General features: G+C 29.6%; 16 protein-coding genes and 1 pseudogene. All 17 read right to left on the reverse strand.

Translation table 11 applies throughout. From position 1 onward, the window contains the following. Positions 1-28: 28 nt before the first annotated feature. Positions 29-1,861: a group II intron reverse transcriptase/maturase gene (gene ltrA / locus CLFE_RS13590; RefSeq protein WP_432706049.1), complete on the reverse strand. Its 1,833-nt coding sequence runs from the start codon at positions 1,859-1,861 to the stop codon at positions 29-31. A 753-nt stretch (positions 1,862-2,614) separates the two neighbouring features. Further along, positions 2,615-3,523 (reverse strand): annotated as a pseudogene (locus CLFE_RS13595) (conjugal transfer ATPase TcpF); the annotation flags it as partial. Beyond that, a complete protein-coding gene (locus CLFE_RS13600; protein ID WP_077894778.1) occupies positions 3,507-3,899 on the reverse strand; it encodes a conjugal transfer protein in 393 nt (130 codons plus the stop codon). The gene CLFE_RS13600 and the pseudogene CLFE_RS13595, both read right to left, overlap by 17 nt. Before the next feature lie 80 nt (positions 3,900-3,979). Then, positions 3,980-4,480 carry an antirestriction protein ArdA gene (locus CLFE_RS13605; RefSeq protein ID WP_017895459.1) on the reverse strand — a complete coding sequence of 167 codons (501 nt, stop codon included), beginning with the start codon at positions 4,478-4,480 and terminating at the stop codon, positions 3,980-3,982. A gap of 77 nt (positions 4,481-4,557) precedes the next feature. Continuing rightward, the gene (locus CLFE_RS13610; protein ID WP_077894777.1) at positions 4,558-5,100 is read right to left on the reverse strand and encodes a DUF6037 family protein; all 543 of its coding nucleotides are present in this window, start codon (positions 5,098-5,100) and stop codon (positions 4,558-4,560) included. A gap of 65 nt (positions 5,101-5,165) precedes the next feature. After that, complete coding sequence (locus CLFE_RS13615) at positions 5,166-5,387, reverse strand: hypothetical protein (protein WP_017895460.1); 222 nt, start codon at positions 5,385-5,387, stop codon at positions 5,166-5,168. A gap of 56 nt (positions 5,388-5,443) precedes the next feature. After that, entirely contained in the window at positions 5,444-6,640 is a 1,197-nt protein-coding gene (mobT, locus tag CLFE_RS13620) for a MobT family relaxase (protein WP_432706050.1), read from the reverse strand. Positions 6,641-7,001: 361 nt separating this feature from the next. Further along, positions 7,002-7,262, reverse strand: coding sequence for an AVAST type 1 anti-phage system protein Avs1c (avs1c, locus tag CLFE_RS13625; RefSeq protein ID WP_139356216.1), 261 nt, complete (start codon positions 7,260-7,262; stop codon positions 7,002-7,004). A 58-nt stretch (positions 7,263-7,320) separates the two neighbouring features. Beyond that, entirely contained in the window at positions 7,321-13,194 is a 5,874-nt protein-coding gene (locus CLFE_RS13630) for a trypsin-like serine peptidase (RefSeq protein WP_077894775.1), read from the reverse strand. Positions 13,195-13,210: 16 nt separating this feature from the next. Continuing rightward, on the reverse strand, positions 13,211-14,461 hold the full coding sequence (locus CLFE_RS13635) for an MBL fold metallo-hydrolase (protein WP_077894774.1): 1,251 nt from the start codon (positions 14,459-14,461) through the stop codon (positions 13,211-13,213). A gap of 211 nt (positions 14,462-14,672) precedes the next feature. Then, positions 14,673-15,716, reverse strand: a complete 1,044-nt coding sequence (locus CLFE_RS13640; RefSeq protein WP_242951693.1) for an InlB B-repeat-containing protein — start codon at positions 15,714-15,716, stop codon at positions 14,673-14,675. 57 nt (positions 15,717-15,773) lie between these two features. Continuing rightward, positions 15,774-16,562 (reverse strand): hypothetical protein, encoded by a 789-nt coding sequence (locus CLFE_RS13645; protein ID WP_242951692.1) that lies wholly within the window; start codon positions 16,560-16,562, stop codon positions 15,774-15,776. Positions 16,563-16,579: 17 nt separating this feature from the next. Further along, positions 16,580-16,939: a hypothetical protein gene (locus CLFE_RS13650; protein ID WP_250944626.1), complete on the reverse strand. Its 360-nt coding sequence runs from the start codon at positions 16,937-16,939 to the stop codon at positions 16,580-16,582. After that, positions 16,929-17,093: a hypothetical protein gene (locus tag CLFE_RS13655; protein ID WP_242951690.1), complete on the reverse strand. Its 165-nt coding sequence runs from the start codon at positions 17,091-17,093 to the stop codon at positions 16,929-16,931. The genes CLFE_RS13650 and CLFE_RS13655 overlap by 11 nt, the downstream gene beginning before the upstream one ends. A 23-nt stretch (positions 17,094-17,116) precedes the next feature. Further along, complete coding sequence (locus CLFE_RS13660; protein ID WP_077894773.1) at positions 17,117-17,506, reverse strand: hypothetical protein; 390 nt, start codon at positions 17,504-17,506, stop codon at positions 17,117-17,119. After that, positions 17,506-18,045 carry a hypothetical protein gene (locus tag CLFE_RS13665; RefSeq protein WP_077894772.1) on the reverse strand — a complete coding sequence of 180 codons (540 nt, stop codon included), beginning with the start codon at positions 18,043-18,045 and terminating at the stop codon, positions 17,506-17,508. The genes CLFE_RS13660 and CLFE_RS13665 overlap by 1 nt, the downstream gene beginning before the upstream one ends. After that, a complete protein-coding gene (locus CLFE_RS13670) occupies positions 18,046-18,198 on the reverse strand; it encodes a hypothetical protein (protein ID WP_169851004.1) in 153 nt (50 codons plus the stop codon). Positions 18,199-18,214: the final 16 nt, after the last annotated feature.

Raw genomic sequence — 18,214 nt, forward strand, 5'->3', positions numbered from 1 at the left:
TTCCCCTCACACGGCGTTCCAACAAAATTTACATTATATTCACTATTTCTAAATTTTCTGCTAATAGTCTTAAAGAATTAACTTTTTTCATAGCCACTTCATCAGGTTTCAATAATTTACAGTATTTTTGTATTGTTTCGACCGTAGTTGCATGAATCAACTTATGCACGTCTGAATGAACCCATATAAGGTTTTTATATTCATCTGTACCACCTAAAGATTTAGGCTTTTTATGATGACATTCCATTTCCCCAATGACAAGAGAACAACCTGTTACAGCACATTTACCTTGTTGTCCTGCAATTAGAGAAATACGATTGTCATTGTATTCCGTTGATTTTTCATATTCTTTACTTGTCAATAAATACTGAATTAGATAAGCGATACTAACTCTGTCGTGTATAAGGCTACGTCCAATCACTGTATAATTATTGATTTCCTGAGTAAAACCTTTGGGTTTGCAGAATTTACAGCCATAAATAGGGAATATTGCTATTCCTACGACAGCTTTTACCTTGCCATTGTATTTTCCATAAAGTTTTACATACGTTTTTGATTTCATGGCTTCAATATTGCTTTTCTTTAAGTGTATTTTAAGTCTATTCTCAAAGCTCTGGCTAACAGCAAAGTTTATTTCTCTAAAATTATCCGCTACTTGAGTTGATATTTTGTAATAATTATGAATTCCCAAAATCATGGAGTTAAGTTTATTTACTTCATGAGATGTTGGACTTTTCTGTATCTCTTTTATTTGTTGCTTTAAATTCTTCTTTATTGCTGTTTTTGCCTTTTCTGAAATACTACTTTTACATATATATTTTTTCCGTTTTGGTTTCATAAATAGTCTAAAACCCAGAAATTCAGTTTTGCCTTTTCTTACGTTCGTTATCTTTGACTTTTCGGGGCTTATTTCAAGCCCTAGTCTTTCTGATAACCATTGTCTTACAGCAACAAAGACCTTTTGTGCTGTTTCATAATCTCGGCAGAAAATTTTAAAATCATCTGCATAACGGGCAAGGAACATTTCTTTTAGTTTGCTTCCTCTCAAGGCTCTATATTTGTTCCTAAATGTATATTGACATTTTGTTGTTTGCATAGTTTCCCATTGGTTACTTATCCACCAATCCAGTTCGTTTAATACGATATTAGATAGAAGTGGACTGATAATTCCACCTTGCGGTACACCTTTTGTCGGTATTCCTTGTCCCTGTATTTCTGACTTTAGCAATTTTCCAATAACACACAACAATTTTTTGTCCTGTATTCCTAATGTCCACATTTGTTTTAGTAATTTTCCGTGATTAACATTATCGAAAAATCCTTTAATGTCAACGTCTACCACATAATGCAGTTGACTGTTCCACATTAAGAAGCTAGCCCTTGCGATTGCGTGTTGGGTTGACCTGTTAGGGCGGAAGCCATAACTGTGTTTGTGGAATTTCGCTTCACAAATAGGTTCTAATACTTGCTTCATACATTGCTGTATAATTCGGTCGTCCATACATGGAATACCTAGCGGTCGTGTTTTACCATTCGGTTTAGGGATTTCTACTCGCCTGACACTTTTAGGAATATAATTTTGCAGTTTGCCTTGAAAGTATTTAACAAACTGTTCTTCATTCCATTCCTTGTAATCTGCGATTGTTTTACCGTCTGTTCCTTTAGTTTGAGAACCATCATTGTTTTTGATGTTTCTGTATGCCAAAAGAATGTTGTTTTCATTCGAGATTATCATCATTAAATCTTTGAATTTCCTGTTATTACAAGATTTCGAATATAATTCATCAAATATATATTGCATATTGTAGTATTCGTTATTTCTCAATAGTTGTTTTTTCTTTAAGGTTGTATCACCAGTCAAGTCGATTACTCCTCCTTTATTAGCGAGTTTTATCTCTGTTAGTCATACTAGAACCTTGAATTATTTAGCAATAGTGTAGTTTTGTAAATTTTATCTAGTGGCTATCCCTCCACAGCTTGTTATTACTGCTTCATTGGTACTGTGCCACCACTTTCGCTATGATAGATACAAGTTATAACATTAGCGGAATATCAGCATTTTGCTGATATTCTGACATTTTCCGCCAGTTTATGTCTTTCCTTGTAACCGCAACATCTGTGTGCTATCACTTTAATATTTGCGTCCATAGCTTACCACGTTCCAACAAGTCTATCTGTACATATATCTTTAGGTGCTTACTATAAGCCTGTACGCTTGATTGTGCCTGTAACACAATATGGTATTTCATAACGTAGATTTTTACTCTACCACACGCACTCCGCATTGACGGCATACACATTTCTATGTATTCATGATTTAGACCTGTACATTCGCAAGTTTGTCAGATTATTTCTAATCCATTCTCACCATAGATATTTTATAAACCCCCGGCATATAGGATACGGAAGTTGCCTCCAACTCCTTTTCGTTATTACATATTTTACGGTATCTCTCTGCCGACTTTACCGAGTTTTATACGCTTCACTTTAGCATGATGAAACGCATATCGGAGTATCAGGGAAAGCGTTTCTAGGCGTTACCCTTTCATTCCACTTTTTGACTTGTTAGTTGTAACTTTACTTTCATAAAGCCCTCCGCTTTTATTTACGCAAGTTTTGCTTGCGTTGACACTGTACGGAAACGTGTCGCACCTACATTCATACTAGTATCAATAGGAAAAGTAAATTGCTGCTGCTGATAATAGAAGATTTCTGATGAAGGGAAATCCAATTCTCCCACAATAGAATTAATTGTAAAGTAAGTAACATAGGATGTTGATTCCTCATGTTCAATTTTTAAATATCGCTGGTTTTCCTCAACCAGACAGCGAGTAGGCTTCAATAAATCATAGCGTTTTACCAAGGTTTCTTCTTTGAATTTCTTACTAGGCAAATAGTACTCATAATCTTCATAGGCTGTTCCTATCTGACCATATAAGTGTTCAATGAGATAACCAAAATCATTTTTATCTAAACGACGAACTTTAAAACGGCGTGAAATCTTATTCTCCAATAGCTTTTCCATCTTTGTAAAACGTCCAATTTCATTATTACTCATTGATGCAAAGTCACCCATAAATTTCTGATTTACTTCTTTTAAGAAATCAGAAAGTACATTTATTGCTTCTTTTTTAAGATTCTTTATTGTTACTTCCTGTTCATTTAATATCAGTTTAAAACCAATAAAAAATCTATAGTCAATCTGATTATCACCAATCATAGAAACCAGAGCTTCTGCTTGCTCGTCTATTTTTTTATATGCAACTTCTTTAAGTCTGCCTGTAACTTCTTCCTTTGAGCGTTCTTGTGTTGCCCGTATACTGGATTCTGTACTAATCTGTAGAGCATGAATTTTTCCATCACGATTTTGTGCTATTAGTTGACGGAAGCTATCATGCACAATAAATTTCTGTTCTGCTGATAGAAAAGAATAATTATAAGGTATAAGCTCATAGTAGGCAAAGCATTCTCCATCATGATTCCAGACCAGATTATTTTCAATATATTTAATTGGATATGTCATATACTTCACTCCTTACTATTGTTATTGCCTCGTTCATCCTCTGATTGTGAAGCTTCACTGGTTTACCTGCATAAGTTATTTTTGGTCTAATAACGTATGCAATAAAAGATTTTAAAAATCCATAAGGCTTCTTTCCGTCAAAGGTCTTCTGACACATAAACCAAGTTATCCCCATTGGAATTCCAAAATACTTTAAAAAAACTCCATTTATCATGGAAAGTGGCGGTATATTTCCTAGCAACATAACAACAAACAGTGACAAAACAAACCATGTCATTTGTGTAAAGGTAATTGGAAATGGTAACTTAAAATCATTGATAGAATAAAGCACTTTTTCTACTGACCAGATATTTGTATAACTTCTTATTTTTTTCATGTGATGCTCCTTTCTTTTTACACTGAAAAAAAGGCAGTTCCATAAATAAGAACTGCCATATAAAATCAGTTATTTAATTGTTATCCTATATATTCAAAAACACCATGAGCTGTAACAAGAAAGTTTCCATTTAACTCTAAATCTCGTCCATAAGATTCATAGTCAATATAATCTTGAAGACTAACTGGTATTTCTCCAAATGTTCCTGTTTCTTCAATAACGTAACGTGCTACATCTTCCATATCATCACAATCTGGATAATAGATAATGTCGTCAACATGTTCTGCCATTTCTTCAAAACTGCTGAAGAAGTTTGTCTGAATTTCTCTCATTTCAAATTCAATAGGTGTTCCTTCAAGTTCTTCAGCCAAAGCACATAAACGATTAATTTCCTCGATTGGAGTATATTCGTCAATATCAAAAGGAAGCTCATAATCGTGTATAGCATACTCTTCATATTCATTATTTAAGCCGATTTTCTCCTTCATATCTTCTATATCAATTGGTGGAGTGAACCAAGCACCAACTAGCTCACCTTCATTGTATTTGCCTAGATTGGCAATGTAAACTTGCATTTCCATATAATAAAAAACACATCCTTTCTAAAATTAGGTATAAAAAAAACAGCAAATCTAAATAGATTCACTGCTTTTAAAAACTATTCTTCTTTATCAGTATAAAAAACACTTATATTTTTTCCTTTAATTCTTTCGTAAATTTCTGGATATAATAATCTAGTTTTTTCATGATTTTCTGGTGTAGCATTTTTCCCTGACTTTGGATGCTTATCCCAATCAACTAGTCTTTTTATATAGAGTTTATCGCTTTCCTCACAATTATATATTTTGCTAAGTGTTGATTTGGATATTTTTTCATTAGATATCACATGAGGAATCCTTTGATTAAATTCTTCAAAAAACTTATTTGTGGAAAATTTAGTTTTGCCATCTTTCAATTCAAGCATATCTTTTAATATTTTCAGTTTATCACCTAGATATGTATTGATTTGATAGCCAGGCAATACATCTAAAATAAGATAAAGTGTACTTCTTTTTTTTATAAGAGTCAGTTTAAATGGTTCACAATTCACATCAAACATAACATTAAATTCTACACCATTATGAGTATAATCAAAAATATCATAAGTCTTATTATGTTTCAAAATATCCACATACAAATCATGTAAATTTAATTTGATCATAGGAAACACCCCCTAGAATACTTTTAATTATTATATCAAGTAATCAGCAGTGTTTCAACAAACCGCTATGCACCTATAATTTTATTGAATAATTGTAATAGAATATCTTTAACACCTGCTGCGTTAAATACAAGTCCAACGGCAATCAATGCAATAACTAAGAACCCTATAAGCTTTGAAAACTCACGTTTGAAGCCTAAGTAAACTCCAATAAAAACAATTGCCATAAGTACTAAAGACTGTGCATTTGATAAAAACCAATTGTATAAATTTTGTCCAAAATTCATAAATTATCTCCTCGTATAATATATTTAGGTTTATAAAGGTAACCTATAATCCTCTCTTACTTTAGAATAGGACCTGTTATCACCTCCTTAACTGTAGCTGCCTGCTGCTTTAAAATCTTTTCATGTCTTTCTTTCAGTTTTGCATTGGTGATAATCTCATTTATAAACTTTGTATTATTAATTTCATCAAGCTTCATAGCCATTTTTAAAGTTGGGGCAACTTGACGAGAAAGCCAATTTAAAGTTCTTCTAAATGAATAAGGTTCTGGTTTAGTAGTAAGCTTCATGGAGTCTCTATTTTCTCCTATAAACCATGCCCATTCATCATTTAATTTCCAATCACTACGCGGCTTATCATCATCTTTATCCACAAAACGAACATAGCGATTAATAATTTTAAAAGCTGTGCTCTCTGGATTGTCATAAAACATCAAATCTTTAAGTGCATAATAAGCTCTTTCATTTTTAAGTCTTATTTCAAAACGATTTTTTACTTCCGCATCTTCTATTGGAATATTGTTTTTCTTATACTGTTCATAATCTTTTTCATAGATGCAAAAGTAAACTTCACTTTGAAGCGAACCAATATACAGGGTATTTCCCATACATTCCTTTTCATCTCTGCGTACAAGCTCACCACTTCTATAATTCTTAAAACTACGAAAAACTGAAATGCATTCTTCATTTCTGCATTTTTCTGTGAGATTAGGAATATTTAAAATTCCAACCTTATCATTTATAGCAAGATCAAGACGTTTCATTACGCCCCCTTCTACCAGTGCATCCATAAAAAATTCATACCAGCTTCGCTCTTGTGCCAAAAGATAATTTTCAAATTGACGACAACCACGCCCTTTCATCTCTACAAGCACACCTTTTTCTTCTTCACCAGATACAAGTACAAAAATATCACCCATACAATAATGTTCTGAATAAGAATAGAATCCGTAATCTTCATGAAGCATATAGGAGAGTTTTAGCCTTAAAACACCTTCTACAATGTGCTTAACATCAAGTGTTGGAAAACGAATTCTAACATAGTCAAATAGCATTTCTAGCGGTGAATCTGGATTAAACCGTTCTAATGCTTTTGAAATAGATATTTGAAGCTCTGCTGACGGCCTAACCTTACCAGTTTCAATGTCACTTAAATACTGCCTTGTAATACCAGCAGCTACCGCAAGCTTATTTTGTGAAATGCCATATTCTCCCCTCTTTTCTTTCAATTCTTTTACCCATGAGCTTTCTTCCAATAAAAATTCCTCCAATCAAAAAAGCGCATATCAACTTTTAATAATTAGCTGACATATGCCTTATTTTTAATGTTCTTTACGAACATGTGATATTTATTTTTATACATCTATAAAAATTTACATAAAAAAATAGGCCAAGAATTTTCTCTTGACCTCTACTATATAAATAATTTATTTTCTACAGATTATACATAAGTCTCTACTACAAAGATACTCACCAATAAAACAATTTTTGTTCTATCCTTATGTTTAATCTCGCTGTTCTGGTTATTACCTTAATACTTTTTTATTATCTTAATGAGAATGACTATTGCAGATCCAATTATATTGATAATAAATATAATATCGTCCATTGTATTTATTACCCTTCTTCATTACTTAACATATTCATATCAAATATACTATTACTCATCATATTAGCTTGTAGCCTAGCTGCCTCATCAACTGTAAGTAAATCTATCCTCCCATTATCCATTCTTCTAACTTTCATTAAACTATCAACTACACCCAAACATTGAGATGCAAATTTCATTTTTCCATCTCTTATTGCTACTTCCAATAGATTCATTCTATGTTCAAATTCCTTTCTCGTATGCGGTATATTCATAGCATTTGTATTCATTAAAATCACTCCTTATAATAAGTAAAAAAATTATACAATCTCTATACTATAAATTTTCTTAATATCCATCTACTTCAATTATTGTATGTTCATGCATATCTAAAAATATTGTTTTAATGTCATCGGATATTTTATATATTAGTTTCCTGTCTTTTGGAAAATTATTAGCTTGTTTTGAATTTATTATAACTTGACACCCTTCATTCTTCGCTAACCCACAAGAATCACTCCATACTCTTCCACTATTCCATATATCCATCTTAAAGTCATTATCTGTTGCCCTTATAATTCTTTTAAATTTTGTAGTAGGTAGAATTTGTGCTATTGATCTACCTTTTACAAGAGTAGGCATCACTAAATTTACTGTGCAAATAATATCAGTCTTATCATTAGTTTCTTCATGTATATATTGATTAGAATAATATTTGCTTTCTCTACTTATATTTAATGAATATTTATCTATTGTATCATTTTGTGGCACAAGATATGTTTCTAAATTTATATTATTTAAACCTTGCTCTTTATCATATGAATAATTGCAATAATACAATACTATATTATCTCCGTCAAATGTACATTCATTAATCAATAAATCATCGAATTTTCCTTGACTATATAATAACTTTTTAAGTTTTTCTGCTCTCAAATAACAATTAAAGCTTTCCACTTTAGGGCTTGGAAAATACGGATTTATTCTTCTAATATCATTTGCTATAATTTCACTTTTTTCTCGAAGTATATATTTATTTAATACCATGTTCAAACTTTTATATAATAACATATGTGAATATCCAAAATGCACAGTATTCCTATTAAATGATTTACATAAAGCAAAATTTAACTTTTCAAGCTCATCTATACTTCTAGGTGTTATTTCACTTATTATGTTATTAATTAATTCTTTTTTAATGTCACTTAATACTCCATCATGATGTATTAGCTTAGCTATAATAAATTTTTTATCTGCTTTTTTTAAAAAGCTAATATTCGTGCAATCACAATCTAAATTTTCTACTTTGCTGAAATCTTGTGATTTAAAATAACTCTCAATTGTTTCAACATATATTTGAGCATCTAGATGTATGTTACAATAATTATTATATATCTGTAAAAATGTTGATTTTAGAATAAAATTATTAGAAGATATTATTTTTCCTAATAATTCATAATTATAAATTAAACTCCACAATTGTTCATCTTGTTTATCAGATAAATATAAGCATATAGTTACACAAAGTTCTGAAATGTTAATATCTTCGCTAAAACATAATAGTAATGTATTCTTCAAGTATTCCTTGTTAGTTTTAATTAACCAAGGTAATAAATCAATAATTTTCTGTGAGACAAATGGATCAGGATACCATGCTAACCATAGAATAAGTTCTAATAAAACTTGTTCTTCATCTCTTACTAAATCCCATTTTGTTATATCATTATACTTATAGCTATATTGTGAATTAGGGATTACAATGGTTTCAAGGTGATCAAATATTTCAGAAATAATCTTCTGTTTTTCTAACTCTCCACATTGATTTCCAATAAAATTATATAATCTATTTGCTATTATCCAATATCTACAATAATTATCATCTGTAATTATAGATTCTAAATTTTTAACTATCATCTCTGGGCTTTTAGCTGCATTTAGAATACTTTCAAAACAATGGCTAACTTCTTTACCTGAATTTTCACTCCATATATCCCATCCGCCTTTACGTATTTCTAATATAACTTTCTGATATGTATTAATAGCCGTTTCAATATTTCCCTTTATTAATTCCTTATCAGCATATTCAATATCTTTTTTACAATTTTCCAACACAGAAAATCTTCCAAAAGTCCCTTCTAAATATAAATCATCTTTAATTTTATTTGTATTTTCTTTTATTGAATCAGAGGCTTTTTTAATTGAAACATCTGTAGAAATATCACTATCATACTTTGCTATAGCATTTTTAGTTTCAATTATTATTGTATCTTTGGATAAATTTAGCACTCTGCAAAGTTTATTTAAAATAATATTAAATATTTCTTTATTAAGATGCCTTTGATATAATTTTATAAAATAATATCTTTTCATCTCATCACAATCACATACTAGAATTGTCATTATTCTTTCAATATAAGTAGATAAATCATTACTACTAATTTGATTCATTTCATTAACAATCTTAGACTGTATAACAATATAATCATTTAAATATCTTTCATCTCCAAACATGAAAACTTCAGACAAACTCCATATTAGTGCTTTTCCATTTGATTTTACTTCTTTTAAAATATTTAATATTGAACTATCTAAAAAAATACTATTAGCTATTCTATAACTTTTTAATCCATATTTGTTAGTATCAATATTTTCAATCTTAATATTACATTCTAATGCTTCCATGTCCGGATATATTTGAATCTTTAAAAAATTAAATGCAATATTATAAAATGACTTTCTCCACAATTGACCAATTAAACTTTCTTTCTCGACTCTAATATATCTTTCAAATGTCATCCCACCTGCTGCTGAATCTAGCAAAAGGAAATTTCTTTTAATCAAGTCCTGTGTAATATCCTTTGAACTCATTGGTGCAAAACTTTCACTTAACAATGAAAGTTGATCTTCTTTATACCAAGTTGGCCCCATAGATGTCTTTAACATCTCATAGTATACATCTTTAGCAGTTTCCGTACACTCTATCAAATTATATATTTCAATTATATTAAGTAAATATGGTGTCCTTTCCCATCTATTCATAACTTTATTTTTTATTTCTCTAAAAGTTAAATCGACAATTCGTTTTATATATAATGTGTTAATATTATTTTTAATTAAAACATATATAACTTCAAAAAGAACATTAAAATATCCTTCAGAATAAATTCCGAATTGATTTAAAGATTTTCTTTCAATAAACTCCAAATAGTATTCTATTTCGTCTTTTTTTAATTCTGTTATATATTCTGTAATATATCTAAATAAAATAGGAAATATTTGTTCTGGTATGCTATAGCTATGTTCAAACTTTGTTCTTTCATCAAAATCAAATAATTTCTTTTCAAGCAATTCTAGTAATTGAGTATAGTCATTCTCAATACTCGAATAATCATTATTAGCTTTACAATATAATCCTCTTCCATAAATACATGCTACATATTTTATTAAATTATTAATTCCTTTTTTCCAGTCATATATAAATGTTTCTGCACAAATATCTATTGATTTTTCGTTTAATAACAACATATATCCTTCATTACGATAGTAACCAAAAAAAGAATTAAATTTATCTGCTGATATATCAACGCCATTCTCATTCATTAAATCGCTATTCATTTGATAATAGTTGCACTTTGCAATTAAATTTTTTACAAGTTCATACTTTGTGCTTTGGTTTATTAAAGCTTCTATACATAAATAATTATCCTCTTGTGGTGAAATTTCTATCATTTTTTCAATATCTTTTACTATCGTTTTGTAATTATTTATATATTTTTTATGATATTTATTCTCCATATCTAATGCATTACATAATAACATAATATTAAATTCTGCCATATCTGTATTTACTTCTAAATTATTCTTTTTAGCAAGTTCAAGTGAAAAATATTCACCATATTTCCATAAATTATATGCTAGTGAAATACCAACAATATAATTTAAATCTTTCATTCCAGCATCTGTACTATTATACAATAATTTAAGTATGTTTCTAGATTTGTAGGCAGAACTCTTCTTATCAAACTTTTGATACATATTATATGCTAACAATAAACTACTTATAAGAAAATTAGGTATTCCCTTATTATCTTCTAAATAATCTTCTAATATCGCTTCAAGTTTAATTATTATATTCTTAGCTTGCTTTGAATAATTTTTCTCTATAAGCATTTCAAGACAATAAAGTGTGTCTTCTAACGAAAGAACTAAGGTATTTTTTCTAATTATATATTGCATTGCTTTATCCGGTCTGTTAAATGATATTTCTGCTTTTGCTATTTCAAATGCGAAATTAATAAACATTTCATTGTACCTAAAATTGCTTCTCTCTAATAATAATAATAATCTAATAACAGATATATAATCTCCTTTTTTGCATGCTAAACTCAAAATTCCTTTTATATCCTGCATCATTAAATCTGGAGTAACATTTAAAATTGTACATTTATCTATCCAACTTTGATTACACTCAGATATACTTTTTTCTAAATCCTCAGGTTCTCCATTAGACAAATGGTAAAGAAGATTTACAACTGAGAAATCCTCATTACTATTTTTCAAACAAATTTTGGCAATTTGATGATGTATTTCATTATTCATATAATCAGTCTTATCATTTATAAAATCTGCAAATGAACTATGAAAATATGTAATTATGTTTTCATCAAGAAACAAATATCTAAGTTGTTGAAATACAGTTTCAAAACTTAACTTAATATCACTAGGCAGTACCTTTCTAAACATTACTTTATCTATAGCAACTCTAATTCTTGATAAGTACGCTGCAAAATTTAATTGCAGTGGATTTTGTGATATTTTTATCCACAAGTAATTATAATATTCTTTTATGTCTCCACTATAAGTTGGAAGTTCATCTATAAAAGTATTTAAATCTTCTTTGTATCCGAAATTAATATAATTTATAATATATCTTAAATACAAAGGATGCCCCATAGATTTACTACTTAAAGTTTCTAGTTGAACTCCATTAAGTTCTTTATTTAATACTTTAGCTAAGTAATATTTCGTTTCTTGAATATTATATAATTTAAATTCTAAAATATTATTCTGTATATCAATTGACTGTAAGAAATTTATTGGCAACTGTAAATAATTATTTGATGTTATTATAAAAAATATGCTTTCGTATTTTGCCATTAAGATAAAGGATAGAAATCTCTGTATTTCTTCTTTACTACTATTTGATAATTCATCAATACCATCAATAAAAAACAATGCTTTTTCATTCTTTTCTTTAAGCTTCATTGATAAATTTGAAAATAATTTTCCTAAATACTCTATTTTTTTCACATAAGGTAAATTTTGTGTATCGATTATTCTAGCCCTTAACTGATAAGAAATTTTCTCATTCAACCACTCATAAAAAACATCTGGTGACATTCTATAACTAATCGGCATCGTATCTTGTGGCACCTTACTAAAATATTTCCCTATTACTTTTACCCCTCGTATAGATTTATAGTATTGAACAAAAGTGGATTTACCAATACCAACGCTTCCTTGCAGTATTATAGTTGCTTTGTTCTGATTATTTACAATTTCATTTAATTTATTATTTATATAAAAATTTTCCATAACTTCTGAACTAATTAATTTAACATTTGATACATTATCGTCTTGACTTTCAGACAATGGAATTATGTTTTCAGATCCAAGAAATTCTTTAACCCTGCTAAATTCTATGGCTTTAAGTACCGGTCCATTTTGATGTATAAGTATTCCTTGAACTTTTTCATCAATTATTAATGGTGCTCCAGATAAACCTTTATAGTTTGTAAGATTCCCGGTTTTAACATCTAAATCTATATTAAAATCACAAGGATTAAATGCATTATGCACATTAGTTAGTATCCCTCCAACATGTGCTATCTGTGGGCTAGTTTCTCCTGCATATCCATAACTATACCATTCTGCACCTACAGTTACCATGTTTGTATTTAATGGTATAACCTCTGTTAAATCTATTTCTTTATCTAAAACTAAAATTTGAACATCATAATCGCATTCATTTTCTATCTTAGTACATTTACTTTCTATTACTTTGTCACCGAACTCTAAAAATTTAGCTATTATATTTTCAGAATCTTCTTCAATGACGTGTGAAGCAGTAATTATTGTATTTTTATTTACAAGAAAACCTGTCCCTTTGTCATTTCCATCGCATATTATTTTACAAATATATTTCTTTAATTCTTGTAACATTATTATCCCCCCCATCCTATTTAATAATTATAGATTCATTGCTTAAATACCGAATTGTATAATTAAACTCATCCTTTAAAATTTTCTTATCAAATTTTTTTATGGATTGTGTTTCATTACTAATAATTATACTTCTTCTATTCTGATCATTGCTGGATATATCGATTTTTCTATTAATTATTTTGGAAATTGTTTCAATATCCGGATGATCATATTTTCCATTAGTTGATATTAAATATATTGCAGAATCAAAGTTTTCCAAAAATTCATCACAAATATTGAACTTACTACCATGATGTGACACTTTTATTAAATCAAAATAAGTTTTCATACCTTCTTTTTTTAGTCTTAATAAATTTTTATAATATATCTCAGAAAATGAATCTCCTAAAAAAAGCAAATTTTTATCTTTAAAAGTCAGCATAAATGCAATAGAAGATCCATTTTCTATTTTTTTAGTATCTTGTTCAATTTCAAGTTTTGATAATTTGCGTACATCCTTTGTATTTATTACACTTTCTTGAGATATTTGATGGATAAGCTGTTCACTTTCTAAACGGCTTATCAAGTACATATATGCTTCATATGCATTTCTCGTTAAATCATTTTCTATTAACGTTATTTTCTTCCTAATTTTTTTTAAAGATTTTTCCCATAATTGATTGAGATTTTTTAAATTTTCAGCATTAGGCGATAAAAAAGTTATAGATGTATTATTATCTATCTCTATTTTAGGTAAGTCATCAGCCAATATTATACCATCAGTAAATTGACTAAATGAATTCCATCTATAACCACCTTTTAATATATAACTTGATAAAAATAATTCCTGCTTCATGCTTATGTTTTGTGAAACATTTCCACCTTCACCTTGCAACGCTGCTTTTCCTTGTGAAAGTACACCCTCAAATACGGCCTTATCGTATTCATCACATGTACCATTCTCATAATTAGATATTTGCAATCCTTTTATCCCATTATAAATTATATTTTCTATTTTAATAATATTACTAACATCATTGCTTACATTCTCTTTAAACAGATATAGTGCTCCCTCTATATGATCCGCATGCATATGAGTCAAAATAACAAAATCTAATAGTCTATTATGATTTTTCATCTCGACTAACTTTGGCTTAATACAATTATAGTAAGTATCCCTTGTCCCACAATCAATGAGAATATTTATTTCTTTTTCACTCTTAATCGTAACTAAAAAGCTATCTCCACAATCCGCTTGAAACATTATAACTTCAACTTCATTCATAAATTTGACTCCACCCTACTTTTATATTAATCACGTAAACTTCACTAGTATAATTATTTATTAAATTATATTAAGAACTTCCAATTATAGATGTAATAAATTATAATTCTACATATAGTTATATTATCCTCCATAACTTGTAAAAGAACCAATAAAATCCGAATTATTTCTCTCGGATTTTATTAATATTTTTACAAGTTAATTTACTATGCTATTTTTTAGTGATTTCCGCACTAAAACTTCTTAAAAATCCTTCTAATACACTTCCACCTTTTGAGTTTCCCATACCGTTTTTAGTTACATACTGTTTAGCTAAAGAAATATCATCCTCGTTGAATACCCAAGTCTGTGCTACATGCGACCAATTGCCATTTTTGCCTTTAACATTATTCATAGCTGCAACTAATGTAGCTCTATAATCTGTTTCGCTTTTCCACTTTGATGTAGCCTCCAAACCACCATTCTCATAATATTCTAAGTAATACTTAGGACTAATAAACCTTGCGTATTTTTTTACTCCATCAAAATCCATAGGTCCTTCCTTAGTTGATTCTGTATCAACTATAGCAACTTTTATCTGCTTTTCTGTTGTATTATTTTTGCTGTCTGTAGTTATATATATTATAGTAGCTTCTCCAGAACTTGTAAAACTGGTAAACATTGAAGATGAATAGTTTTTAACTCTCACCTGTGTTGTTCCATCTTCTCTATCAATTGATTTTACCGTTCTTAAAAGCTCTGATTCTGTAATTACACCTGTTTGAGCTTCATACAACGTAAAGTAACGGTCATAAGCGGTTAAATCTGGTGCATAATCCCATATTACATAGAAATTAAAGGTATATCCATTTATACTTGTCAGATTCTTGATTTCCTGCCGTTCCATAAAACTAGCTGAGAAAGCATTCGGGTCTGTATTCCATCCTAGATAGGTATTAGGATGAACTGGTGGAGTAAAGCTCATTGCTGCTAAAGTGTACGTCATATCATACTTGCAGGTTAATGTTTCCATAGCACCACTACCACCATTTGAATGAAACACAATATAATAGGTATTTGCTTCTGCATTTGCCTTTAGACTTACATTGTCAGTTACAGTAAAAGTATATTTTTTATTGTTAGAATTATACGTACCACTCCAGCTCGTCCAAGTATATCCTGTTTTCACATTTGCATCGACTGTAGCGCTTGCACCATAATAATAACTGCCCTCACCTAAAACGCTGCCTATTCCTGTACCAGCGGTTACACTCACAGTATATTTTTTTCTTGTAACAGAAATATACGAAGTCTTTGCATCTTTTGCTGTATATTAAATACTTGAAGCATTATAGCAATCATCTTCTGTCCTTGACCATTTTACAGTTTCACCATATACATAGTCTTTATTAATTACTACATTATAGTCCCCATAATCTCCATTAGCTTGTTGATACCTTACATACACAATCTGCCTTGATTTCAATTGAGTAACATAGTTTATTGTTTTATTAAAATAGCTATGCAGAGAACTTGGATTATCCCAAGGTGCAGCATTTGCTATTCCATCATAATTCGTATAGACACTTCCCCAAAAATGTCCATAATCATCCATAGAACAGCTATTTGTATGATTACCATAATTATCAATTCTAATAGTTACCATGCAGCTATCAACTACCAGATAGCCACCATTAATTATAAATTCATTGTAAGCTGTACTGTTTGTTTGTGCCAACTTTGACTTTACATAACTAAGGTTTATTCTGCATAAATCGTAAATATATCCGCTTGACGATACTTCAGCCACTCTTTCTACGGTATAGCCAGATAAATTAAAATAAATGTTTGTAGATTGTGAACTTGTAGTAACTTTCATTCTATAACCTATAGTCCCCCAATTTGTTGTATTTCTATTTACAGTAGATGCTCTTCCTTTTGTTGCATAATAAAAATATCCATCTTTAAAAACAATATCAGAACTATAGTTATTATAAAATGTTACTGCATTATCAAAACTACTCGCCATTACCTCTTTAGTTGATGAACTAAAAACAGTTATTCCTAATATAGACAAAAATAAAAGCAGACCAATTAAGCCTGTTCTCCACATTTTCTTCATTCTATTTATTTCCTTTCCTAGAATACAAATGCTGACCAATTATAGCAAACTGTCTTGTGAGTTCCATTGGAATTCTGTTTTCCAGTGCTGTAAATACCAACAAAGGAATATAAATTGCCACCATCTCTAAGATTTACTTCTGGTATCTTGTCATACAGTGTATATCCTTTACTGGTTACACTAACTTCCTTATAATCAATGCCTTGTTCATCTAAATATTTCATTATAGTATTCTTCAAGTCTGAATCTGACATATCCCCTTTCTTCCAACTTTCAATCAATCCGTCCATCTTTGTCTTCTGAACAGATGTAATATCTCCCTTGGATGTTTTAGACTCATTCCATCCTTTTAAAATTGGAACATAGTTATCTTGCACTAAATTTTGGGGAACTATCATTTACTTTCACAGGCTTTTCTCTTGAATTCAAACTTATAAATATATTAACGAAAACGACTGCCATTACTACTATAGCCACTAATATTATAGATTTCCTATACTTCTTACATTGCCTCTTCAACTGCTTTTTCAACTTAATAAATCCTCCTCCCAATTTTATTTTATATTAACTCTGTACTGTTCCATGATTGCTGTTTGTTTTACTGATACCTGTCCCTCTGTTCCAATAGGGTGTTTATACTTTTCTATTACTTCAACAGACAATAAGCCTTTCTGATAGTCCACATCTAGGACGTTTACAACAACTGTGCTATCTGAATTAACCTGCACAAGTAGTGCTTCCATAAAATCAGCAACCAGTTCATCATTACTATTTACAGAATAGGTTTTACTGTCAAACTGATTTTCAATAGTTTCCTTCAAAGCTCCATTCACTGCATTATTTAATTCATTCTGCCTAATATTTATTCCCCAAAGTGTCATAACAATTACAATAGCTATAATAGAACAAATTGTAATTCCAAATCCTAAAAATACATTCTTCATTACTGGCCTCTCCTTTCATCTGCTGCAATCGGTATTTTCCAAATACTTGTCAGATTTTCCTTATCTCTAATCTGAAAGTACACTTCATAAATACCAGCACTAGGGAAATATATAACTCCATCTGTTTTAGAATAAGAACTTATTATACTTGTTCCATCTGCTCTTCGTATATCTAAAACCTTGCCAAACATAATGTCTGGGAACATCTTTTTAATAATCACATCATCCATTGGATATATTACACCTTCCATATCTTTAGCATAATATCTTTCAAGAAAATCAACATTTTCACTCTCAAAAAACCTTCCCTTTGATGTGATGTAAGCTGCTTCTGGTTTAGTTCGTTTATGCCATGTAATTACAGAATCAAAATCACTATAGGAAGAATAATTGATTTCTGTTTTATTTAAGGGTATTCCAGCGATTTCAAGAATACCTTGTTTGCTGGAAATACATACTCCAAACAAAATTCCAATAACAAGAATTGATGTAATTATGGCAATAATAGCAGTACCAAATTCTTGAAATATTTCTTTCATCTATATACTGCCCCCTATAACACTTGTAATAAATTTCTGCACAATTGTGGCCATTGGGGTACTTAAAAAGAAATAAGCCACAATGTTAAGAAACAGTATTCCACTTATTGCTTCAATAACAAACTCTCCGTATTCTTCAAATATCTCCTGCATTTTGTACCTCCTAACT

Source organism: Clostridium felsineum DSM 794 (assembly GCF_002006355.2).
GTDB lineage: Bacteria > Bacillota > Clostridia > Clostridiales > Clostridiaceae > Clostridium_S > Clostridium_S felsineum.